Genomic DNA, 19960 nt, shown 5'->3' with positions numbered 1-19960 from the left:
CCCAACCCAAGCCAGCTTCGACAGGCATCGACCAAGTAGAATGGCTTGGTGGCGAACATTCAAGAGGTATCATCATGAAGACGACCGCAATCTTCTCGGCCGCGCTGCTTGGCGCGTCCATCTTCAGCTATGGCGCTCTGGCCCAGTCCCAGACGATAGTCCCGGGTTCCGAGTCGCAGCTAGAAGATCAGAATGCCCAGGAGCGTGACGCCGTGGGCCAGAACTCCGGCATGACGGGCGCGACCGTCGCTCAGCCGGAGAGCGAGACCATGGTCCCGGGCAGCGAATCCCAGCGCGAGGACATGCGCGCCGAGGAGCGCGATTCCGTCGCGGCCGGCGAGGATGCGATGGCGACGGGCGCAGTCGGGACCGACGCTCCGGCAAACGGCCAGGTGATCGTCCCCGGCTCGGAAGCCGACACGACGAGCACCATGGAACCGACGACCCAGTCCGACAGGGCGCTCGAGCAGACGCCCGGCAGCCAGACGCAGTAAGAGGCCGATCGCCGGCACTGGCGAAATGGTTTCGGGGCCGTTCCAGCCATTGCTGGGGCGGCCCTTCCCTTTGCCCGATGGGGCAGTTGCGATATAGCCGGGCGGCCATCCGAGAACGTCGCAGGAAGTTCGATGCCCCATATCGCGGCGAACAGCCGTAATGTCCCGCCGACGGCTGAGTCCGCGCCGCAGATCGACATCACCGGTTTCATCGATGCCGCAGGCGTCACGGCGGGTCTGACGGCGATCGCCGAGGCCGACAGCGCCGGCGGCGCATCCGACGAAGCGCGCGCCAAGGTGCTCTCCTACCTGCGCGAGGCGATCCGCAACGCGCGCAGCCGGGTCGAGGAAGCGTTTCGGGAGGATCGGGCCGGTCTCGACTGCGCGCGGCGCCTGGCGACCATTCAGGACGTCCTCATCGAGCGCATCCACGACTTCGCGCTCCGCCACGTCTTTCCCTCCTCCAACCTGTCCTCGGGCGAGCGCATGGCGGTTGTCGCCGTTGGCGGCTACGGGCGCGGAACCCTCGCCCCCGGCTCCGACATCGACCTGTTGTTTCTCCTGCCCTACAAGCAGACCGCGCTCGGCGAACAGGTCGTCGAATATCTGCTCTATCTCCTGTGGGATCTCGGCTTCAAGGTCGGTCATGCCTCGCGCAGCATCGACGAATGCGTCAAGCTTTCCCGCGCCGACATGACGATCCGCACCTCGATCCTCGAGCGCTGGCTGATCGTCGGCGACAGGGCACTGTTCGACGAACTCGGCACGCGCTTCGAAAAGGAGGTCGTCGAGGGCACGAGCGAGGAGTTCATCGCCGCCAAGCTCGCCGAGCGCAGCGCCCGCCATGCCAAGCTCGGCAACACCCGCTATCTCGTCGAGCCGAACGTCAAGGAGGGCAAGGGCGGCCTGCGCGATCTCAACACGCTGTTCTGGATCGCCAAATATCATTACCGCGTGACGACGCCGGAGGCCCTGGCCGACCTCGGCGTGATCTCGAAGCGCGAACTCAAGCTCTTCCAGAAGGCCGAGGACTTCCTCTGGGCGGTGCGCTGCCACCTGCATTTCGCCACCGGCAAGGCGGAGGAGCGCCTGTCCTTCGATCTTCAGCCGGAGATCGCCGAGCGTCTCGGCTACAACGCCCATCCGGGGTTGAAGGACGTCGAGCGCTTCATGAAGCACTACTTCCTGATCGCCAAGGACGTCGGCGATCTGACGCGCATCCTCTGCGCGGCGCTGGAAGAGCAGCACGCCAAGGCCGCGCCGGGAATCGGCGGCATCCGCAACCTCGTCCGCAGCCTGCGCGGCCGGGCGAAGAAGATCCCCGGCACCATCGATTTCCACATCGACAACAACCGCATCAACGTCTCCTCGCCCAGCGTCTTTCGCGACGATCCGGTCAATCTCATCCGGGTGTTCCGCCTCGCCGCGTCCAACAAGCTGGAATATCACCCCGACACGCTGAAGCTCATCCGCCGCTCGCTCCGGCTGATCAATGCCGAACTGCGGGACAACCCGGACGCCAACAGCCTGTTCATCGACGTTCTGACCGACCGGGAGAACCCGGAATTCCATCTCCGGCGGATGAACGAGGCGGGCGTGCTCGGCCGGTTCATTCCCGAATTCGGCAAGATCGTCGCGATGATGCAGTTCAACATGTATCATCACTATACGGTGGACGAGCATCTCCTGCGCACCATCGGTTTCCTCTCGCAGATCGAACGCGGCGAGCTCGCCACCGATCACCCGATGTCGAGCGAACTCGTCGGCACCGTGAAGGATCGCCGCGCGCTCTACGTCGCGCTGCTTCTCCACGACATCGCCAAGGGCCGCCCCGAGGACCATTCGACGGCCGGCGCGCGGATTGCCCGCAAGCTCTGCCCGCGGCTCGGTCTCGACGAGCGCGAGACCGAGCTGGTCGCCTGGCTGGTCGAGGATCACCTCCTCATGTCGATGACCGCGCAGCAGCGCGATCTCAGCGATCGCAAGACCATCCTCGACTTCGCCGAGCGGGTGCGCACCCTGGAGCGGCTCAATCTCCTGATGATCCTGACGGTGTGCGACATCCGCGCGGTCGGTCCCGGCGTCTGGAACGGCTGGAAGGGGCAGCTCTTGCGGACGCTCTATCTCGAGACGGAACCGACGCTGACCGGCGGCTTCACCCGCTCGACCAGGGCCGAGCGGCTCGCCGCCTCCCGGCGGCGCCTGGCGGACCGGCTGGCGGAATGGGGCGAAGCGGAGCGCGAAGCCTATCTCGACCTTCATTACCCGAACTACTTCCTGACCACGCCGCTCGACGAGCAGGTCCGCCACGCCGCCTTCATCCGCGAGGCGGCCGGCGGCGAGCCGCTGGCGACGCGCGTCAGGACCGACGCGTTCCAGGGCATCACCGAGATCATGGTGCTCGCGCCCGATCATCCCCGGCTGTTGTCCATGCTCGCCGGCGCCTGCGCCGGCGCCGGGGCCAACATCGTCGGCGCCCAGGTCTTCACCATGTCGGACGGCCGGGCCCTCGACGTGCTGATGCTGAGCCGGGAATTCGTCCAGGACGCCGACGAACTGCGCCGCGGCGAGCGGATCGTCGGCTACATCCGCGCCCTTCTGCAGGGCGAAGACACCCGCAAGCGGCTGATCTCGGGCCAGAAGTCCAGGCGGCCGCCGATTGCCTTCTCGATCCGCCCGCGCGTATCGATCGGCAACGAGCTGTCGAACCAGTTCACCGTCGTCGAGGTCGAGGGGCTCGACCGGCCAGGGCTCCTGTCGGACCTGACCCGCGCCATGGCCGATCTCAATCTCGACATCCGCTCCGCCCACATCTCGACCTATGGCGAGAAGGTCGTCGACGTCTTCTACGTCACCGATCTCCTCGGCACCAAGATCACCAGCGAAAGCCGCACGGGGCGGATCGCGTCCTGGTTGACCCACGTCTTCGAGAACCCCGGATCGGAGCCGCAGACCGCCGGCATCCTGTCCGGTGAACGGGCCTACGGGTTCGCCCGGCCATGAGCCTTCTGTCCAAGTTCGCGACCGTCGGCGGAGCGACCCTCGTCAGCCGCATCTTCGGCTTCGCCCGCGAGATGCTGATGGCCTCGGCGCTCGGCGTCGGGCCGGTGGCGGACGCCTTCAACCTCGCCTTCCGCTTCCCCAACCTCTTCCGGCGCCTGTTCGCCGAAGGGGCCTTCAACGCCGCCTTCATTCCGCTGTTCTCCCGGTCGCTCGAAGAGGAGGGAGAAGAAGGGGCCCGGCGCTTCGCCTCGGAGGTCTTTTCGACGCTCTTCACCGTCCTGACCGGGCTGACGGTGCTGGCGATGATCTTCATGCCGTTCCTGGTGAAGACCATCATCGCGCCGGGTCTTGCGGTCTGCATGGACGATCCGTCGGCGGGGGGCGCGGTGATCTCCTGCGCCGACCGCTACGCCGTCACCGTCGCCTTCTCGCGCATCATGTTTCCCTATCTCGCCTGCATGTCGCTGATGGCGATGGTCTCGGGGATCCTCAACGCCTTCCGCCGCTTCTTTGCGGCCGCCGCGGCGCCGACTCTGCTCAACTTCATCCTGATCGGGGTGATCGGCTACGCGCTTCACGTCGGCGCCGACAAGGCGACGATCGGCTTCATGATGAGCTGGGGCGTCCTCGTCGCCGGCATCGCCCAACTCGCCATGGTGGTCGTCGCCATGCGTCTGGCGGGCTTCGGCGTCGCGCTGAAGCGGCCGCGCTGGACCAAGGGGCTGAAGCGGCTGCTCGTCCTCGCCGGTCCCGCGGCGCTGATCGGCGGCATCACCCAGATCAACCTCTTCGTCGGCCAGGCGATCGCCTCCTTCAAGCCGGGCGCCGTCTCGATCCTGCAATATGCCGACAGGCCGTACCAGCTTCCCTTGGGCATGGTGGGCGTCGCCATCGGCGTCGTTCTCCTGCCCGAGCTGTCGCGGGCGCTGAAGGCCGGCCATCTGCGCGAGGCCCAGCACACCCAGAACCGATCGCTCGAATTCGCCCTGTTCCTGACGGTGCCGGCGGCGGTCGCGCTGTTCCTGATCCCCGAGCCGATCATCCGGGTGATCTACGAGCGCGGATCGTTCGAGCCCTCGGCGACGGCGGCCGTCGCGTCCGTCCTCGGCCTCTATGCCCTCGGCCTGCCGGCCTTCGTGATGATCAAGGTCTTCTCGCCCGGCTATTTCGCCCGCGAGGACACCAAGACGCCGATGATCGCCACGCTGATCTCGGCCGGCGCCAACATCGTCCTCTCACTCGGCCTGTTCTGGCTCCTCGCCGAACGGGGCATCGCGCTGGCGACGACGATCGCCGGCTGGCTGAATGCCGGGCTCCTGTTCCTCGGCCTCTACCGGCGGGGGCTGTGGGAGATCGACCGTGCGCTTCTGAAACGCGCGAGCCTCGTCTGCCTCTGCTCGGCCGTGATGGGCGTCGGTCTCGTTTTCGGCCTTTACGAATTGTCTCCCTGGCTCGGCTCCGGCGACGGCGTCCATCGCCAACTCGCCGCTCTGGGTTCGCTGGTGGTCGCGGCGATGGCGGTCTATTTCGCGCTCGCCTTCGCGACCGGCGCGGCGGACCGCAGCCAGTTGATGAACGTCCTGAAGCGGCGGCGCGGCAGACAAAAGCCCGAAGCCGGGGAGTGACGGATCGCTGCCGACAGGAGGCCGGTCGCGATGAAATGTTCAGCTCTCGACTTGATCGGCTTTCAGAACCGTACATTATATGGTGCAGGATGGAGGCTGGCGATCCGCGTAAAATTCCCGTGGTTTTCTACCGCACTCGCGCTGGCAGCGATCCGAAGCCAGTCTCTCGGGCGTGAAACTCATGACTGCCAAGACGTTACGAACCTTCGATGAATTGACGACCCTCGATGCGTTTCTCGATGCCGAAGGCACTCGCGATGAATTCGAGGCCGTCGCCATCAAGGAAGTGCTGGCCTGGCAGATCGAACAGGCGATGAAGGAACAGAAACTCTCGCGCAAACGAATGGCCGAGCAGATGGGGACGAGCCGCAGCCAGATCAGTCGTCTGCTCGATCCGAAGGACGGCAACGTGACGATCGCCACCTTGCAGCGCGCGGCCGAGATCGTCGGACGAAAAGTGCGGATCATGCTGGTCTGATCCCCGATCCGACGGTGCTGCGTCGGTCTGCGAAACCTTGTGTGTGGCCGTCGATCAGGGCTTGGTTCGCCGGAACGTCAGATAGGCCGGCGTCCGTCCTTCGCGGATCGCCTTCGCCTCGTAGCGCGTGCCCGGCCAGTCTTTGAACGGCTCGTGCCAGTCGACCGGGCGCCGCGCCGTCCATTCGAAGGCCGGGTGATCGGCGGCGTGGCGCAGCGTCCAGTCGACATAGGTGTCGATGTCGGAAGCGAAGCGGAACAGCCCGCCCGGTTTCAGGACGCGGGCGAAGCGATCGAGATTCCTCGCATTCACGAAGCGCCGCTTGAAATGCTTCTTCTTCGGCCAGGGGTCGGGATAGTTGAGATCGACGGCGTCGAGGGAGGCATCCGGGAGCCAGTCGAGGACCAGCGTCGCGTCGTCGTCGAACAGGCGGAGATTGTCCCGCGGCGCCTCGTCGAGGGCCGACAGCAGCTTCGCCATGCCGTTGACGAAGGGTTCGACGCCGATGAAGCCGCAGGTGGGATCCTCGCCGGAGCGATGCAGGAGATGCTCGCCGCCGCCGAAGCCTATTTCGAGGCGGAAACGCTCGACCGGCGCGGCGAAGAGCCTCGCCAGGGCGTCCGGCGCCGGCTGCGCGAGATCGAGCCGCAGCGAAGGCAGCCGCGTTTCGATCAGATCGGCCTGGTGCTGCCTGAGCTTCGGGCCCTTCAGGCGGCCGAAGAAGGCCTCTCGGCGACGTTCGGGGTGGCCGGTCTCGGCCATGGCGGTTCGCTCCATGACGATGCGCTTGTCACATGGGAAAGATCGGCGCGCGGTGCGGGAGGGCCGCCTGCCGCGCAACGAAAAGGCCCGGCGCGGGCCGGGCCTTGATCGTCCGTCTTCATTTCGCCGCGGCCGCCCCTTCGGCCGACCGCGCGTCGATGAAGGCGAGGCGTCAGCCGTTCTTGACGGCCGCCTTCAGCTTCGGTGCGAGATCGGTCTTTTCCCACGAGAACGAGCCGTCGCGGCCGGGCTTGCGGCCGAAATGGCCGTAGGACGCGGTCTTGGCATAGATCGGCTTGTTGAGGTCGAGGTGCTTGCGGATGCCGGTCGGCGACAGGTCCATGGTGGACCGGATCGCCTTCTCGACCTCGACCTCGGTGACGTTCTTGCCGGTGTCGTGCAGGTTCACATAGACCGAGACGGGCTGGGCGACGCCGATCGCATAGGCGATCTGGATGGTGCACTTCTCGGCGAGACCCGCCGCGACGACGTTCTTGGCGAGGTAGCGCGCCGCATAGGCGGCCGAGCGGTCGACCTTGGTCGTGTCCTTGCCGGAGAAGGCGCCGCCGCCATGGGGCGCTGCGCCGCCGTAGGTGTCGACGATGATCTTGCGGCCGGTGAGGCCGGCATCGCCGTCCGGGCCGCCGATGACGAACTTGCCGGTGGGGTTGATGTACCAGACGCAGTCCTCGGCGATCGGCAGATCGCCCATGGCCTGACGGATGTAAGGCTCGACGACCTCGCGCACCTTCTTGGAATCCCAGGAGGGATCGACGTGCTGGGTCGACAGGACGATGGAGGTGACCTCGACCGGCTTGTCGTTTTCGTAGCGGATCGTCACCTGGCTCTTGGCGTCCGGGCCGAGCTTGGCGGCGTCGCCTTCGCCGGACTTGCGGGCGGCGGCGAGGAGTTCGAGGATCTTGTGGGCGTAGTAGATCGGCGCCGGCATCAGTTCCGGCGTCTCCTTGCAGGCATAGCCGAACATGATGCCCTGGTCGCCGGCACCTTCGGAGATGTCGTTGGAGCCCTCGGTGTCCCGCGTCTCATGGGACTTGTCGACGCCCTGGGCGATGTCGGCCGACTGCGAATGCAGGAGCACGTCGATCTTCGCCGTCTTCCAGTGGAAGCCGTCCTGCTCGTAGCCGATGTCACGGATGGCCCGGCGGGCCGCCGACTTGAACCGCGAGGGATTGATCACCTCGTTGCCGTTCTTGTCGGTCTTCATCAGCGAGGACGGCAGGCGAACCTCGCCGGCAATGACGACCCGGTTGGTCGTCGCGAGGGTCTCGCACGCAATTCGCACCGACCAGGGATCGACCCCGCCCTTGCGGGCCTCGCGGTAGACCAGATCGACGATTTCGTCGGAAATCCGGTCGCAGACCTTGTCCGGATGGCCTTCGGAGACGCTCTCGCTGGTGAAAAGGTAGTCCATGCGTGGCATTCGGTTTTCCTTCTCTCAGGGCCGCGCGACCGTATCGTTGCGAAGCACTCCGCTTGGTCACGGATGCGCGCGCCGGCTCGAATGATATTTCGGGGGAGTGATCTTCCCGTGGGCCGCTGCGGGTTTGCTGTATGGGCCGGCCAAGGTCAAGCCACAGAGGGCCGAAATTTGCCGAATTGGCCCGATTTTCAGCCTTTCTGACCGTCGTCGGCGCCGCCCGCCAGGCTGCGGACGAGGTCGATCACACGCTTTCTCACCTTCGGATCGGCGATCCTGACGAAGGCCCGGTTGAGCTGCAGACCCTCCGCCGTCGACAGGAAATCAACGACATAGTCGGATCCGCTTTCCTCCATGCCGCCCCTCGGCGCGGCCGCCGAACCGGGCGCTTCCTCGAAGAAATACGAAACCGGCACGTTGAGGACGTCGGAGATGTGCTGCAGGCGGCTCGCGCCGATCCGGTTCGACCCTTTTTCGTATTTCTGGACCTGCTGGAACGTGATGCCGAGCGCTTCGCCCAGCTTCTCCTGGCTCATGCCGAGCATGGTGCGCCGCAACCTGACGCGCGAGCCGACATGGGTGTCGATGGGGTTGGGCTTCTTCTTGCTCTCCAGCATCACTCACGCCTTTTCGCTCTCGACCCCCAGTCGAAGTCGACGGGAGAGCGGTCCTAAGGGGCGACCTGCACTCCGCACAAATAATTCATATTCCCTTAGCAGTTTCGAATGGCGTCGCTCATCGGGACCGGGTTGTCAATCGGTTTGCCGACTGATGAATAACCAAACGCTCACCCCAAACAAGAAGCACGCGGCGAGCATTCCGAAAAAGGGAAGATTTCGAAGGCGGGAATAAGGCGTCGGTTCCGCCGCCTCGGGCAATCCGGCCTCGATCGTGCCCGTCGCGCCCAGCGCCAGCGCTCCGATCTCCCGGCCGTAGGGGTCGGTGACGACCGAGATCCCGGTATTGGCGGCGCGCACCAGCGGCAGGCCGAGGGCGACGGCCGAGAGTTCGGCCAGTCTCAGATGCTGGTGCGGGCCGGGGGTCATGCCGAACCAGCCGTCGTTCGTATCGTTGACGATGAAGCCGGGCCGCTCGGCGGCGGCGCTCGCGGCGATCTCGCTCGGGAAGATCGCCTCGTAGCAGATCAGCGGCAAAAAGGACGGCGCGCCGTCGAGGGGAACCGGCCGGCGTTCCGTTCCGGCCGAAAAACCGCCCGGCATCTCGGAGAGGTTCATGATCCCGTAGCGCTCAAGATAGCGCTCGAAGGGCAGGAACTCGCCGAAGGGGACGAGATGCACCTTGTCCCTGGCGTCGACGATCTCCCCGTTGTCGTCGACGACGAGCACCGAATTGTACAGCCGCTCGCCGCCCGAAGGCATCGGTTCGATGCGTGGCGCGCCGGCGATCAGCGTCTCGCCGGGCTGGATCAAGTCGGCGAGTTTCGCCACCGCCTCGGGCCGCTCGGTCAGGACGAAGGGCAGGGAGGATTCCGGCCAGACGATCAGCGTTCGGGTGTTCGGCCGCGCTTCGACGATCCGGGCGCCGGCCCCCGTGACTGCCCCGGGCGCCACCGCCTCGTCCGAGCGCCGGCTCTCGCGGCCCTTCTCGGTGACGGCGATCTGGCGGGCGAAGATCTTCTGGGCGGCCGCCTCGTCGAACTTGTCGGACTGGGCGATGTTCGCCTGGACGACGCTGACCGCGACGCCGTCGACGTAGGACGTCGCATGCTCGGCGAGCCGGTAGGCGCCATAACCGACATGGGCGACGGCGACGACGACCGCCAGCGCGAGGACGGGCCCGCGGCCGTGGCGATCGGCGAGAACCGCCGGCGCGGCGAAGACGAAGACGGCGAGGAGGCTGAGGCCGTGAAGGCCGAACAGGCCGACCGACTGCATCAGCATGGGCGTCGGCGCCGCGAGCACGCCGAGTTCGTTCCACGGAAACCCGGTGAGGACGAAGGAACGCAGATATTCGAACAGCGCCAGCGAGGCGGCGAGGATCAGGATGCGGAAGGCGCTGTCGGGCCAGAACCGCCGCGCCAGTGCCGTGGCAAGGCCGAAATAGACGGCGAGCACCGCCGGCAGTCCGAGCACGGCGAAGGGAATGAACACCGCGAAGGCGGCGGCATTCACCAGCATCGCGCTGCCCAGCCACCACAGACCGGCGACGAAGTAGCCGAAGCCGAACAGCCAGCCGACGGAAAAATCGGCGATCAGCGTGCGCGCCAGCGTCGGCCGGGCGCCGACGCCGTCGAGCAGCCAGACGAGGAGGGGAAAGGCGACGAAGGCCGCCGCCGGAAAGTCGAGAGGTGGCAGCGCGAGCGCGGCGCAGGCGCCGGCGGCGAGCGTCAGGAGGATGCGGCGCGCGCCTTCGAGCAGCATGACCCGACCTGCCAGGCGTTCGAAGAACCCCCGGGCGGCCATTCTGTCGCCATGGCTGATCGCCGCGCCCAATCGCCCCGCTCGCAAATGCCTTCGACCCCCGACGGCCGGACTTAGCCCAGAATACGATTGGACGCCAGATCGCTTGACCCAGCCTGATCGCGGCGCACAACCCCGCGAAGACGTCGAGCGTCGCCGGATGTCTCCTCCGTCGGGCCGTTCGCCGGAGATCCCCCGCCGTGCCGGCCCGGCTCAGGCCTGGTCGGCGAGCCCCTCGACGATGCGGCGCCGCTTCTCGCCCTGCCGGAAGCGGATGATCCGTACGCGGCGCACGCGGCGCGGATCGGCCTCCAGCACCTGGAATTCGAAGCCCGGCACCGCCTGGACGACCTCGCCCCGCGCCGGGACGCGGCCGAGTTCGGAAAACAGGAGGCCGCCGATCGTATCGGCCTCCTCCTCGTATTCGGAAATGTCGAAGTCCTCGCCGATCACCTTCTTGACCTCGTCGAGATCGGCCCTGGCATCGGCGTAGAAGATGCCGTCGCCGCGCTCGATGATCATCGGCGCCTCGTCGTCGTGCTCGTCCTCGATGTTGCCGACGACCATCTCGATGACGTCTTCCAGCGAGACGAGGCCGTCGGTGCCGCCATATTCGTCGATGACGAGCGCCATCTGGATGCGCGCCGCCTGCATCTTCGCCATCAGGTCCGTCGCCAGCATCGAGGGCGGGACGAACAGTACCTTGCGGATGATGCCGAGATCCTCGACCTTGCGGGCGAGGTTGATCTGGCGAAGGTCGAGCCCGGCGCGGGGCTTTCGGGCCGCCGCGCCGTTGCCGGAGGGCTTCGCCGGCCGGGCGACGCGGGTGATGTGGCCGACCACGTCGCGGATGTGGATCATCCCGCGCGGGTCGTCGAGGCTTTCGCCATAGACCGGCATGCGCGAATGGCCGCTCGCCTCGAACTGCTTCATCAGCTCGCCGAGCGTGGTGGTGATCTCGACGGCGCGGATGTCGGCGCGTGGCACCATGACGTCCTCGACCCGGACTTCCCGCAGCCGGAGGATGTTGTTGAGCATCGCCCGCTCTGCGGGCGAGAAGGCGTCCGCCTCCGGACCTTGGGTCAGAAGCGCCTTGGTCAGATCCTCGCGGACGAGGCGCGGCATCCGCGGCCGCAAGCGCTCGAACAGGCCGTCGAAGAACCCCCGCCCGCCATGGCCGTTCGAAGACTGAGGGGGAGAGGCGTAGCGACTTCGATCGTCGCTGCTGGTGTCGTCGCTGGCGGTCGCGGGCCCCGGGGCCGGCCGATCCGCCGCATGATCCTCACGTGACATCGTCTCGCTCAATGCTCGTTCGTCCCTCGGAAGATAGAGGATCGCCCCTGAGGTTGCGAGGCGATCGCCGGGATTGGCTCAATCGGTTGCATGGCTGGCTGGGCGTCGTGCCGGGTCGCGATAGGGATCGGCGATGCCGAGGCCGGCAAGAATGGCGATCTCCGTCGCCTCCATCGCCGCCGCCTCGTCCTCTTCGACGTGGTCGTGGCCCATCAGATGCAGGAAGCCGTGGACGAGGAGGTGGGTCAGATGGTCGGCGAGCGGCTTGTCCTCCGCCGCGGCCTCGCGGGCGAGCGTCTCGAAGGCGAGCAGCAGGTCGCCGGCGAGCGGGCCGGGAAGCGCGCCCGGCGCGAGCTGGACCATCGGGAAGGAAAGAATGTTGGTCGGCCGGTCCTTGCCGCGCCAGGCCCGGTTGGCCTCGGCGACCGTCGCATCGTCCGCGAAGGTCACCGAGACTTCGGTTTCGATCGCGTCCGGAAGCGCCAGATGCCGGGCGGCGGCGGCGAGAGCCCGGTGGGTCAGAGCGACGAGATCCGCGTCGCCGAAGGCATCGGACCAGGCCTCGTCCGCGATCCCGATCACCACCGTCAGCGCGGCAAAGCCGGGCACGGGGGAAGCGACGGCCGTCTCCTCCTCCTCTGCGGACGCCTCCCGGCGCGCCGAGTCGCGATCGTCTCTCGTCTCCATGCCTTCCGGGCTTTCCCGCCGTTTCGTTTGCCGGCTCACCAAGCTCTCGTCCGTTCGTCCATCAGCGGTCGAGGGGCAGACCGCTCGCGCTCCGCTGCTCGGTGGCGTCCCGCTCATAGGCCTCGACGATCGCCTGGACCATCGGATGGCGCACCACGTCCTTCGCCTCGAAGCGCACGGTGACGATGTTGGGGACGTCGTCGAGGACCCGCAGAGCCTCGACCAGACCGGATTTCTGGCCGGGCGGCAGGTCGATCTGCGAGGGATCGCCGGTCACCGCCATGCGGGCATTCTCGCCGAGGCGGGTGAGGAACATCTTCATCTGCATCGAGGTGGTGTTCTGCGCCTCGTCGAGGATCACCGCGGCATTGGCGAGGGTGCGGCCGCGCATGAAGGCGAGCGGCGCGATCTCGATGGCGCCGGCCGCCAGGGCCCGCTCGACCTTCTCGACCGGCATCATGTCGTGCAGCGCGTCGTAGAGCGGCCTGAGATAGGGATCGACCTTCTCCTTGAGGTCGCCGGGAAGGAAGCCGAGGCGTTCGCCCGCCTCGACGGCCGGGCGGGTCAGAATGATCCGGTCGACCTGGCCGCGCTCCAGCAGCTGCGCCGCGTGAGCGACCGCGAGATAGGTCTTGCCGGTGCCGGCCGGCCCGACGCCGAACACCAGTTCGGCGCGGTCCAGGGCCCGCATGTAGGCGTCCTGGGTCGGGGTGCGGGCATGGATCGTCTTCTTGCGGGTGGAGATCTGGGCGAGCGCCATCCGGCCCTTCCTCTCCAGCGTCGGCAGATAGAGCTGATCGTCCTGGGCGATCGCCATGCGCACCGCGCCGTCGACGTCCTTCGGGCCGATGTCGGCGCTGCCCTGCAGGCGGTCGTAGAGGTGATCGAGGGCCCGCCTCGCCTGCTCGACGGCCGATGCCTCGCCGCGGATCTCGACCTTGTTGCCGCGCGCCCGCGCATCGACCCCGAGCTTCTGCTCGATCAGCGCGAGATGCTCGTCGAACTGGCCGAACAGCGAGCTGGCGAGCCGGTTGTCCTCGAAGTTGAGAACGATATGCGCCATGTCCGAGGCGCCCTGTTTCGCATTCTGTCTCGGATCGGGCGTCACGTTACGCGGCAACCGGGCCTCCTGTGAGGGCGCTTCTGGCATCGGAGGCGCCCAGGGCGATCAGCGAATTGGCGACGGCGCCGGCGATTTCGACGGTCACGACGTCGCCGACGCTTCCGGCGTTCTCGTCCATCACCACCGGCTGCAGATAGGGGGAGCGGCCGACGATCTGGCCGGGGCGTCGACCGGGCTTCTCGACGAGGACGCTCAGCTTCTGGCCGACGAGGCTTTCGGAAAACGCCAGCTGCTGGCGCCGCAGCAGCTCCTGCAGGCGGGCGAGGCGTTCGCTCTTCACGGCTTCGTCGACATGGCCGGCAAGCTCGGCCCCGGGCGTGCCGGGCCGGGGCGAATATTTGAACGAAAAGGCCGAGGCGTAGCCGACGGCCTCGACGAGGCGCATGGTCGCCTCGAAATCCGCTTCGCTCTCGCCGGGAAAGCCGACGATGAAGTCGCCCGACAGCGCGATGTCCGGCCGGGCCGCCCGGATGCGCTCGATCAGCCGCAGATAGTCCTCGCCCGTATGGCGGCGGTTCATGGCTTTCAGGATGGCGTCGGAGCCCGACTGCACCGGCAGGTGGAGATAGGGCATGAGCTGCGGCAGGTCGCGGTGGGCGGCGATCAGCTCGTCGTCCATGTCGCGCGGATGGGAGGTGGTGTAGCGGAGGCGGTCGAGCCCCGGAATCTCGGCCAGCGCATGCAGCAGCCCGCCGAGGCCGATCGGCCGGCCGCCAGCATCCTCGCCATGCCAGGCATTGACGTTCTGGCCGAGCAAGGTCGCCTCGCGCACCCCGGCGTCGGCGAGGCGGCGAGCCTCGTCGAGGATCTGGGCGAGCGGTCGCGAGACCTCTGCGCCGCGGGTATAGGGGACGACGCAGAAGGTGCAGAACTTGTCGCAGCCCTCCTGGACGGTGAGGAAAGCGGTGACGCCGCGGGCGCCGATCTCCCGCTTGCCTGCCTTGGGCAGATGCTCGAACTTGTCCTCGACGGCATAGTCAGTCTCGACCACCCGCTCGCCCTTCTCGACCCGCGACAGCGCCTGCGGAAGGCGATGGTAGGTCTGAGGCCCGATGACGAGATCGACGACCGGCGCCCGGGCGATGATCTCCCGGCCTTCCGCCTGGGCGACGCAGCCGGCGACGGCGACGCGCAGGTCCTTGCCCGCGGCCGCGCGCTCGGCCTTCATCACGCGGATGCGGCCGAGCTCGGAATAGATCTTCTCGGCGGCCTTCTCGCGGATGTGGCATGTGTTGAGGAGAACGAGATCGGCCTCCTCCATCGCTTCGGTCGTCACATAGCCGCCACCCGCCAGCGCATCGCCCATGCGCTGGCTGTCGTAGACGTTCATCTGGCAGCCATATGTCTTGATGAAGACCTTGCGCGAACCGGCTCGCTGCGTCGGCGAAAGTGTCGCTTGCCTCGTATCGCTCATGCGCCCTTCAGTTCAGGCTCTCGTTCATTGCGGTCGGACGCGGGAAACGCCCGAAACTCTCGTCCTGCCTCGAGGTCTAACGTCATATATCGACGGCATCGTGACTTTGCGCAAGCACCGCGGCCGCTTTTCGTTCTCGATCCGGCGGGCAGGGGCGCCGACGCGTCCGCTCCGTCACACTCTCCCGGCGAGGGCGTCGGCCAGAAGGCGCCTGACGGTTTCCTCGGCGGCCCGCGCGACCGCCTTGCGATCGGACGTGCCGGTGAAGGTCAGCGGCTCGCCGAAGACGACCGTCGCGTCGAACGCGCCCTCCTCGAGGAAGTCGAGGAGATGCGGCGCGAGTTCGACGTTGCCCGGCCAAGCGGCCAGCGGGCGATGATAGCGGCCGAGCGGCAGGCCGTTGGCATGGGTATAGGCGACGGCGACGGGCTGGACCAGCACCGAGCCGGAGGTGGAATCGCGCAGCGCCATCTGCGCGGCGCCGAACAGCGCGGTGCGGAAGGGCAGGACCTCGTTGCCGTCCGACGTCGTGCCTTCGGCGAACAGCACCATGGCGTCGCCTTCCGAAAGCCGCTCGGCGATCTGCGAGGCGTGACGACCGGTGCGCCCGCGCGCCTCGCGCTCGACGAAGACGGTGCGCTGGAGCCTCGCCAGAAGGCCGAAGGCCGGCCAACTGCTGACCTCCGCCTTGGCGATGAAGGAGAGGGGCATCACCCGGCCGAGCACCATGATGTCCGACCAGGACTGGTGGTTCGACACGAGGAGCAGCGGGCGCCCCGCGGCGGGTTTTCCCACCACCTTCACCTTCACCCCGGCGACGTGGCAGGCGACGACGTGCCACAGATGCGGCAGCTTGCGCTGCAGCGGCCAGCCGCGGCGCATGGCGAGCGCCTGCAGCGGCCAGAGCAGCAGCGTCTGGGCGACGAGCACGAAGGCGACGAAGGCGACGCGCAGCCGGGCGATCATGACGGCTCGGTCTGTCGGCGCACTGTCTGGCGTGGCATGGCGGGTTTGCCGGGCTTCGAAGGGATCGTCGGGCTCCTGCGCCGTCGCCACCCGTTCAGCGGGACAGGCTCCGCTTCAGGGTGAGGGCGCTGGTCCGCCGACCATCGGGATGCTGATAATAGGCGGGGCGTCGTCCCACTTCCTCGAAACGCAGCCGCTTGTAAAGCCTCAAGGCCGCCTCGTTCTCCTCGTCGACCTCGAGAAACAGCGAATGCGCGCGCTCGGCGTGGAGCTTCTGCAGCACGTGATCCATCAGCAGGCGGCCGATGCCCGCGCGGCGGCTGCGCGGGGAGACGGTGATCGTCAGGATCTCCGCCTCGCCGGCGATGTTGCGCGCGAGGACGAAGCCGAGCGGCCCCGCCTGGGGCGCGCCGAGATGCCGCGCGACGTAGCCGAAGCTGCCCCGCTGGGCGAGAAGGGTGCCGAGTTCGTCGCCCGACCACGGCTGGTCGAAGGCGGCGCTGTGCAGCTCGGCGGCCCCGTCGAGCTGATCGTCGGTGAGTTCCGTCACCACGGGCTCGCCGTGGCCGAGAAAGGTCTCCAGCCAGTTCGCCGTCCAGACCCAGGGCAAGAACCAATACATGACGCGATCCTCCCGATGCCGGCCCGCCACCATCGTCCGAGGGCGCTCGCGCAATGCACCCCGGGACGTGCCGGACGCGATCGCCGGACGGGCTCTTCTACCGATTACACTATGATAGCCGACGCTCGATTAGGGAATGCTTTCCGTCCGCTCGCCGCGCAGCGAAGGCGCGGAGGAGGGCTTGGCGTCGGCGCCCCGCAGATAGAGCGGGCGCGGCGGTTCGCCGGTCTGCGCGCCAGCGCCCAGCCGGGCGAGGATCTCCGGGTCGATCCGATCGGTGTCGGCGACGATCGTCGTGGCCACGCCGGAGAGAGTGGCCTCCGCGATCGCCGAGCCGCTGCCGACGAGGCGAAGCGGGCCGCCGGCTCCGCGCGGTGCCACGGGCTGCCCTTCGGCGGCTCCGGCAAGAAACGCCGCAAGACCCGACGGCTGAAGCGCCGCCGGACCCGAAAGCATCGCCCCGCCGCCCGAAAACAGGGCCGCATAGACTTCGCCGCGCCTGGCGTCGACGACGGCGAGAACCGGCACGGCCTTCGCGCCGCCATCCTCGTTCGTGACCGCGCCGCCGGCGAGCGCTTGGAGAGTCGAGACGCCGACGGCCGGAATGTCGAGAGCGAGCGAAAGACCGCGCGCCGCTGCGACGCCGACGCGGATGCCGGTGAAGGAGCCGGGGCCGGTGGTCACGACGATGCGGGACAGATCGCGATAGCCGGCGCCGGCTTCGGCGAGAACCGCGTCGACGACACCGGTGAGCCGTTCGGCATGGCCGGTGCCGATTTCCGGCTCGGCACTCGCAAGGAGCCGGCCCTCGCCGGATGGATCGAAGACGGCGGCCGTGCAGCGGGCAAAGGCGGTATCGAGGGCGAGGATCAAGGGTGGCATGGGGCTCGGGGAGGACTGGTGGCCGATCGCCGTGGCCTGATCCGACAAGTCGGGACGGGCCTCAGCGGACAGCCGGTATGTCGGTCTGCGCAAAGTCGCTCCCGATATAGAGAAGCGCGCAGGAATGCCGGTCGGCAAGCTCATACGCGAAGCAGTCACCGTAGTTCAGCCTGGCGTGGTGAAACCCTTTTCCCCAGCGGGCATATGCCTTCGCCGCGCCTTCGGCTGCGGCCCGATCGACCGCGGCGACCTCCGGGCCGATGTCTAAAATCAGATTTTCCATCTGAGGACCAAATCCGCGCCGTGCGGCGACGATCAGCGCTTCGGCAAGTGTGCCTGCGGAAATCAGCACGCGGTCGGCCCGCTCCAGCGCGACGGTGCAAGCTTCCGCTTCCGGTTCGGCGAGGAGTATCCCCATCAGTGCCGAGGTATCCAGGACGATCAAGCCGGAAGGCCATACTCATCGTAGAGAAAGTCCTGGCTGCGAGCCGCGCACGGTCCGGGTGAAGCCTTGGCCCGCACCTCGGCCTGCAAGGCTCTGATCACGTCCCTGTCGATCGTCCGCTTCTTCGTGTTCTCGTTCGTGTTCTCAACCGGGAGCAGACGGGCTACCGCTTTGTCATCACGCGTCAAGATCACCTCCTCACCGGCGGCGGCCCTGTCCGCAAGCTCGGTCAACCGCTCCTCGGCCTCTGCGATCGAAACTCTCATCTGCTTGGCCCCTCGACGTTCGACCGCTCGCTCGGGCGGTCGCTGATGATGACAGAGTAGTCGCAATTTCTGCAGACCGTCGGGTCGATTACGCCGCCTCGACCGCTTCTACCGACTGTACCTCCGGCACGAAGTGGCGCAACAGGTTCTGGATGCCGTGCTTCAGCGTCGCCGTCGAGGAGGGGCAGCCCGAGCAGGCGCCGCGCATGTTGAGATAGACCGTGCCGTCCCTGAAGCCGCGGAAGGTGATGTCGCCGCCGTCCTGGGCGACGGCCGGGCGCACCCGGGTCTCCAGCAGTTCCTTGATCGTCGCCACGGTGTTCTCGTCGGCGGCCTCGAAGAACTCGTCGCCGTCGCTCGCCGTCGATGCCCCGGTGGGCGCCATGACCGGCTCGCCGGCCATGAAGTGCTCCATCAGGTTGGCGAGGATCGCCGGCTTCAGGTGCTGCCACTCGGCGGCGCTCTTCGTCACGGTGACGAAGTCGTAGCCGAAGAAGACGCCGGAGACCTCCGGGATCGCCATCAGCCGGGCCGCCAGGGGGGATCGTGCCTCGGCGTCCTCGATCGAGGAGAATTCCTCGGTGCCGCGCTCCACCACCACGCGGCCGGGCAGGAACTTCAAGGTCGCGGGATTGGGGGTGACTTCGGTCTGGATGAACATCGTCTCTAACCTCTCGCCGGCCGGCCGGTCGCTCGGCCCGGGTGTTCTTTTGAATTGTTCCAAAGATATCGGTCTTCGGCCGTCGCCGCAAGAAATGGGTATTGCGGCCGCCGATGTCAGGATGCGGATCGGCCCGGTCCGCCAGTGGTGCCTTTAAGGCCGCCCGTTCCGGCGGGTCTTCAGCTCATGCGGAAGGGAGCCGGTCGTCGCTCAGCAAAGGCTGATGATTTCCTCGTCGGTCAGGGACGCCGGCACGATCGTCACGGGGATCGGGAAGGCCGCACCCTTGCCGGCGACGGCCGAGACCAGCGGCCCCGGCCCTTCCCCGGCTTCGCCCGCGGCGAGGACGAGGATGGCGATCTCCCGATCGGCCTCGATCAGCGCATGGATCTCCTCGATGATCTTGCCTTCGCGGATCACCCCCTCCGGCTCGATGCCGACGACTTCGCGCAGGTCCTCGGCGACCTTGGCGAGCGCGTTTTCCGCCTCCTCCTGGGCTTCGGCCCGCATCAGCTTCTCGACGCCGAGCCAGTGCTGGAAGTCGCCGGGCTCGATGACGTAGAGCAGCACCGCCCCGCCGCCCGAGGCCTTGGCGCGATAGGCGGCGTAGGAGGCCGCCCGGGTGCATTCGGGCGTGCCGTCGATGATCGCCAGGAACTTGCGCTTGCCGCCCGCTTCGCGGCCTATCCGTTTCGAAACCATGGGCGGTAAGATGGCGGGGGAGGGTGGTGGAGACAAGGTGGGCGGTGGAGGCAAGTTGGGCGGCAACGTGGCTGCTTCGCCGGTATTGTCATTCGATGCCTTCGGGTGCCCCCTTACGGCGCTGATGCCAAACCCGAAGGACTGTCAGTTCGGTCGACGTCTCTCGATAATAAACCCGATATGATGTTGCCAAAACGAGTTTTTGCCGGACCCCGTCGGTTTTTGTCGACCGGCCGATCGAATGGCGGGCGAGCATCGTGATCGCGTCGCTGACGCGCTGCTCCAGCTTCAATGCCGCCCGCTCATCTCGTGCGGCAAGATATGAAAGGGCCTCGCTGAAGTCGAACAGCGCTTGCGCTTCCCAAGCGACCCGCTTCATTCAGCGGCGTCACGGGCGGCCTCAGCGATCGCACGGCGCAACTGGTCGCGCGCCTCGTCGTGCGAAACGACGTTCCCGGCATCCGCACTTTCGATGCGCCGCTTCAGCTCCGCGATCTCGGCCATGTCCTCTGCGAAATGCTCCTCCAGCATGACGCCGACATAGGTGGCGGGATCGTGGCCGGAGGCTTCGGACAACCGGCGGAGCTTGTCGGCCGCGGCACCCGAAAGGGTCAGAGTCAACGGTTCCTCGTCCATCACGCTCCTCGCGCTACGAATGGTGATGGCCTGAAGATAGCCG

Annotated in this window: 21 protein-coding genes; 4 read left to right on the top strand and 17 right to left on the bottom strand. The window is 67.2% G+C overall.

What is annotated here, in order from left to right; all coding sequences use genetic code 11:
- Positions 1 to 74: 74 nt before the first annotated feature.
- From LZD57_RS20040 to LZD57_RS20025, 4 genes are all read left to right on the top strand, one after another.
- Positions 75 to 494: a hypothetical protein gene (locus LZD57_RS20040; protein ID WP_233721357.1), complete on the top strand. Its 420-nt coding sequence runs from the start codon at positions 75 to 77 to the stop codon at positions 492 to 494.
- A 132-nt stretch (positions 495 to 626) separates the two neighbouring features.
- The gene (locus LZD57_RS20035; protein ID WP_233721356.1) at positions 627 to 3497 is read left to right on the top strand and encodes a [protein-PII] uridylyltransferase; all 2871 of its coding nucleotides are present in this window, start codon (positions 627 to 629) and stop codon (positions 3495 to 3497) included.
- Positions 3494 to 5122, top strand: coding sequence for a murein biosynthesis integral membrane protein MurJ (murJ, locus tag LZD57_RS20030; protein ID WP_233721355.1), 1629 nt, complete (start codon positions 3494 to 3496; stop codon positions 5120 to 5122). Before LZD57_RS20035 ends, murJ begins: the two co-directional genes overlap by 4 nt.
- 181 nt (positions 5123 to 5303) lie before the next feature.
- Entirely contained in the window at positions 5304 to 5600 is a 297-nt protein-coding gene (locus LZD57_RS20025; protein WP_233721354.1) for a helix-turn-helix domain-containing protein, read from the top strand.
- A gap of 54 nt (positions 5601 to 5654) precedes the next feature.
- Here LZD57_RS20025 and trmB read toward each other — a convergent pair whose 3' ends face one another.
- The 17 genes from trmB to LZD57_RS19940 form a co-directional block, all read right to left on the bottom strand.
- Positions 5655 to 6362, bottom strand: coding sequence for a tRNA (guanine(46)-N(7))-methyltransferase TrmB (trmB, locus tag LZD57_RS20020; RefSeq protein WP_233721353.1), 708 nt, complete (start codon positions 6360 to 6362; stop codon positions 5655 to 5657).
- Positions 6363 to 6534: 172 nt separating this feature from the next.
- A complete protein-coding gene (gene metK / locus LZD57_RS20015; RefSeq protein WP_233721352.1) occupies positions 6535 to 7803 on the bottom strand; it encodes a methionine adenosyltransferase in 1269 nt (422 codons plus the stop codon).
- Between the two features lie 188 nt (positions 7804 to 7991).
- Positions 7992 to 8417: a helix-turn-helix domain-containing protein gene (locus LZD57_RS20010; protein ID WP_233721351.1), complete on the bottom strand. Its 426-nt coding sequence runs from the start codon at positions 8415 to 8417 to the stop codon at positions 7992 to 7994.
- A 135-nt stretch (positions 8418 to 8552) separates the two neighbouring features.
- Positions 8553 to 10223, bottom strand: coding sequence for an apolipoprotein N-acyltransferase (gene lnt / locus LZD57_RS20005; RefSeq protein WP_233721350.1), 1671 nt, complete (start codon positions 10221 to 10223; stop codon positions 8553 to 8555).
- A gap of 210 nt (positions 10224 to 10433) precedes the next feature.
- Positions 10434 to 11513 carry a hemolysin family protein gene (locus LZD57_RS20000; RefSeq protein WP_420844839.1) on the bottom strand — a complete coding sequence of 360 codons (1080 nt, stop codon included), beginning with the start codon at positions 11511 to 11513 and terminating at the stop codon, positions 10434 to 10436.
- A gap of 78 nt (positions 11514 to 11591) precedes the next feature.
- Entirely contained in the window at positions 11592 to 12200 is a 609-nt protein-coding gene (gene ybeY, locus LZD57_RS19995; RefSeq protein ID WP_233721349.1) for an rRNA maturation RNase YbeY, read from the bottom strand.
- Between the two features lie 61 nt (positions 12201 to 12261).
- Entirely contained in the window at positions 12262 to 13263 is a 1002-nt protein-coding gene (locus LZD57_RS19990) for a PhoH family protein (RefSeq protein WP_233721348.1), read from the bottom strand.
- 46 nt (positions 13264 to 13309) lie between these two features.
- The gene (miaB, locus tag LZD57_RS19985) at positions 13310 to 14737 is read right to left on the bottom strand and encodes a tRNA (N6-isopentenyl adenosine(37)-C2)-methylthiotransferase MiaB (RefSeq protein ID WP_233721347.1); all 1428 of its coding nucleotides are present in this window, start codon (positions 14735 to 14737) and stop codon (positions 13310 to 13312) included.
- Between the two features lie 174 nt (positions 14738 to 14911).
- Positions 14912 to 15703 (bottom strand): lyso-ornithine lipid O-acyltransferase, encoded by a 792-nt coding sequence (olsA, locus tag LZD57_RS19980; RefSeq protein ID WP_233721346.1) that lies wholly within the window; start codon positions 15701 to 15703, stop codon positions 14912 to 14914.
- 94 nt (positions 15704 to 15797) lie between these two features.
- Positions 15798 to 16325 carry a GNAT family N-acetyltransferase gene (locus LZD57_RS19975; RefSeq protein ID WP_233721345.1) on the bottom strand — a complete coding sequence of 176 codons (528 nt, stop codon included), beginning with the start codon at positions 16323 to 16325 and terminating at the stop codon, positions 15798 to 15800.
- A 129-nt stretch (positions 16326 to 16454) separates the two neighbouring features.
- Positions 16455 to 17207: a tRNA (adenosine(37)-N6)-threonylcarbamoyltransferase complex dimerization subunit type 1 TsaB gene (tsaB, locus tag LZD57_RS19970; RefSeq protein WP_233721344.1), complete on the bottom strand. Its 753-nt coding sequence runs from the start codon at positions 17205 to 17207 to the stop codon at positions 16455 to 16457.
- A 61-nt stretch (positions 17208 to 17268) separates the two neighbouring features.
- Positions 17269 to 17652 (bottom strand): type II toxin-antitoxin system VapC family toxin, encoded by a 384-nt coding sequence (locus LZD57_RS19965; RefSeq protein WP_233721343.1) that lies wholly within the window; start codon positions 17650 to 17652, stop codon positions 17269 to 17271.
- Entirely contained in the window at positions 17649 to 17918 is a 270-nt protein-coding gene (locus LZD57_RS19960) for a type II toxin-antitoxin system Phd/YefM family antitoxin (RefSeq protein WP_233721342.1), read from the bottom strand. The genes LZD57_RS19965 and LZD57_RS19960 overlap by 4 nt, the downstream gene beginning before the upstream one ends.
- A gap of 88 nt (positions 17919 to 18006) precedes the next feature.
- Complete coding sequence (locus tag LZD57_RS19955; protein WP_233721341.1) at positions 18007 to 18579, bottom strand: NifU family protein; 573 nt, start codon at positions 18577 to 18579, stop codon at positions 18007 to 18009.
- A 210-nt stretch (positions 18580 to 18789) separates the two neighbouring features.
- On the bottom strand, positions 18790 to 19281 hold the full coding sequence (locus LZD57_RS19950) for a universal stress protein (protein WP_233721340.1): 492 nt from the start codon (positions 19279 to 19281) through the stop codon (positions 18790 to 18792).
- A gap of 88 nt (positions 19282 to 19369) precedes the next feature.
- Positions 19370 to 19660 (bottom strand): type II toxin-antitoxin system RelE/ParE family toxin, encoded by a 291-nt coding sequence (locus LZD57_RS19945; RefSeq protein WP_233721339.1) that lies wholly within the window; start codon positions 19658 to 19660, stop codon positions 19370 to 19372.
- Positions 19657 to 19917, bottom strand: a complete 261-nt coding sequence (locus LZD57_RS19940) for a hypothetical protein (protein ID WP_233721338.1) — start codon at positions 19915 to 19917, stop codon at positions 19657 to 19659. Before LZD57_RS19940 ends, LZD57_RS19945 begins: the two co-directional genes overlap by 4 nt.
- Positions 19918 to 19960: the final 43 nt, after the last annotated feature.

The organism is Jiella avicenniae, from assembly GCF_021390325.1.
Taxonomy (GTDB): Bacteria; Pseudomonadota; Alphaproteobacteria; order Rhizobiales; family Rhizobiaceae; genus Jiella; species Jiella avicenniae.
This window is presented reverse-complemented; position numbering and strand designations above follow the sequence as displayed.

What these genes read in the sequence shown, in the direction of transcription:
- LZD57_RS19955 (WP_233721341.1), bottom strand. Translation starts at nt 18,579, where the DNA reads ATGTTCATCCAGACCGAAGTCACCCCCAATCCCGCGACCTTGAAGTTC.
- LZD57_RS19945 (WP_233721339.1), bottom strand. Translation starts at nt 19,660, where the DNA reads ATGAAGCGGGTCGCTTGGGAAGCGCAAGCGCTGTTCGACTTCAGCGAG.
- LZD57_RS20035 (WP_233721356.1), top strand. Translation starts at nt 627, where the DNA reads ATGCCCCATATCGCGGCGAACAGCCGTAATGTCCCGCCGACGGCTGAG.
- LZD57_RS19990 (WP_233721348.1), bottom strand. Translation starts at nt 13,263, where the DNA reads ATGGCGCATATCGTTCTCAACTTCGAGGACAACCGGCTCGCCAGCTCG.
- LZD57_RS19960 (WP_233721342.1), bottom strand. Translation starts at nt 17,918, where the DNA reads ATGAGAGTTTCGATCGCAGAGGCCGAGGAGCGGTTGACCGAGCTTGCG.
- LZD57_RS19975 (WP_233721345.1), bottom strand. Translation starts at nt 16,325, where the DNA reads ATGTATTGGTTCTTGCCCTGGGTCTGGACGGCGAACTGGCTGGAGACC.
- metK (WP_233721352.1), bottom strand. Translation starts at nt 7,803, where the DNA reads ATGCCACGCATGGACTACCTTTTCACCAGCGAGAGCGTCTCCGAAGGC.
- tsaB (WP_233721344.1), bottom strand. Translation starts at nt 17,207, where the DNA reads ATGCCACCCTTGATCCTCGCCCTCGATACCGCCTTTGCCCGCTGCACG.
- LZD57_RS19940 (WP_233721338.1), bottom strand. Translation starts at nt 19,917, where the DNA reads ATGGACGAGGAACCGTTGACTCTGACCCTTTCGGGTGCCGCGGCCGAC.
- murJ (WP_233721355.1), top strand. Translation starts at nt 3,494, where the DNA reads ATGAGCCTTCTGTCCAAGTTCGCGACCGTCGGCGGAGCGACCCTCGTC.
- LZD57_RS20010 (WP_233721351.1), bottom strand. Translation starts at nt 8,417, where the DNA reads ATGCTGGAGAGCAAGAAGAAGCCCAACCCCATCGACACCCATGTCGGC.
- ybeY (WP_233721349.1), bottom strand. Translation starts at nt 12,200, where the DNA reads ATGGAGACGAGAGACGATCGCGACTCGGCGCGCCGGGAGGCGTCCGCA.
- LZD57_RS20000 (WP_420844839.1), bottom strand. Translation starts at nt 11,513, where the DNA reads ATGTCACGTGAGGATCATGCGGCGGATCGGCCGGCCCCGGGGCCCGCG.
- lnt (WP_233721350.1), bottom strand. Translation starts at nt 10,223, where the DNA reads ATGGCCGCCCGGGGGTTCTTCGAACGCCTGGCAGGTCGGGTCATGCTG.
- miaB (WP_233721347.1), bottom strand. Translation starts at nt 14,737, where the DNA reads ATGAGCGATACGAGGCAAGCGACACTTTCGCCGACGCAGCGAGCCGGT.
- LZD57_RS19950 (WP_233721340.1), bottom strand. Translation starts at nt 19,281, where the DNA reads ATGGTTTCGAAACGGATAGGCCGCGAAGCGGGCGGCAAGCGCAAGTTC.
- LZD57_RS20025 (WP_233721354.1), top strand. Translation starts at nt 5,304, where the DNA reads ATGACTGCCAAGACGTTACGAACCTTCGATGAATTGACGACCCTCGAT.
- olsA (WP_233721346.1), bottom strand. Translation starts at nt 15,703, where the DNA reads ATGATCGCCCGGCTGCGCGTCGCCTTCGTCGCCTTCGTGCTCGTCGCC.
- LZD57_RS20040 (WP_233721357.1), top strand. Translation starts at nt 75, where the DNA reads ATGAAGACGACCGCAATCTTCTCGGCCGCGCTGCTTGGCGCGTCCATC.
- trmB (WP_233721353.1), bottom strand. Translation starts at nt 6,362, where the DNA reads ATGGCCGAGACCGGCCACCCCGAACGTCGCCGAGAGGCCTTCTTCGGC.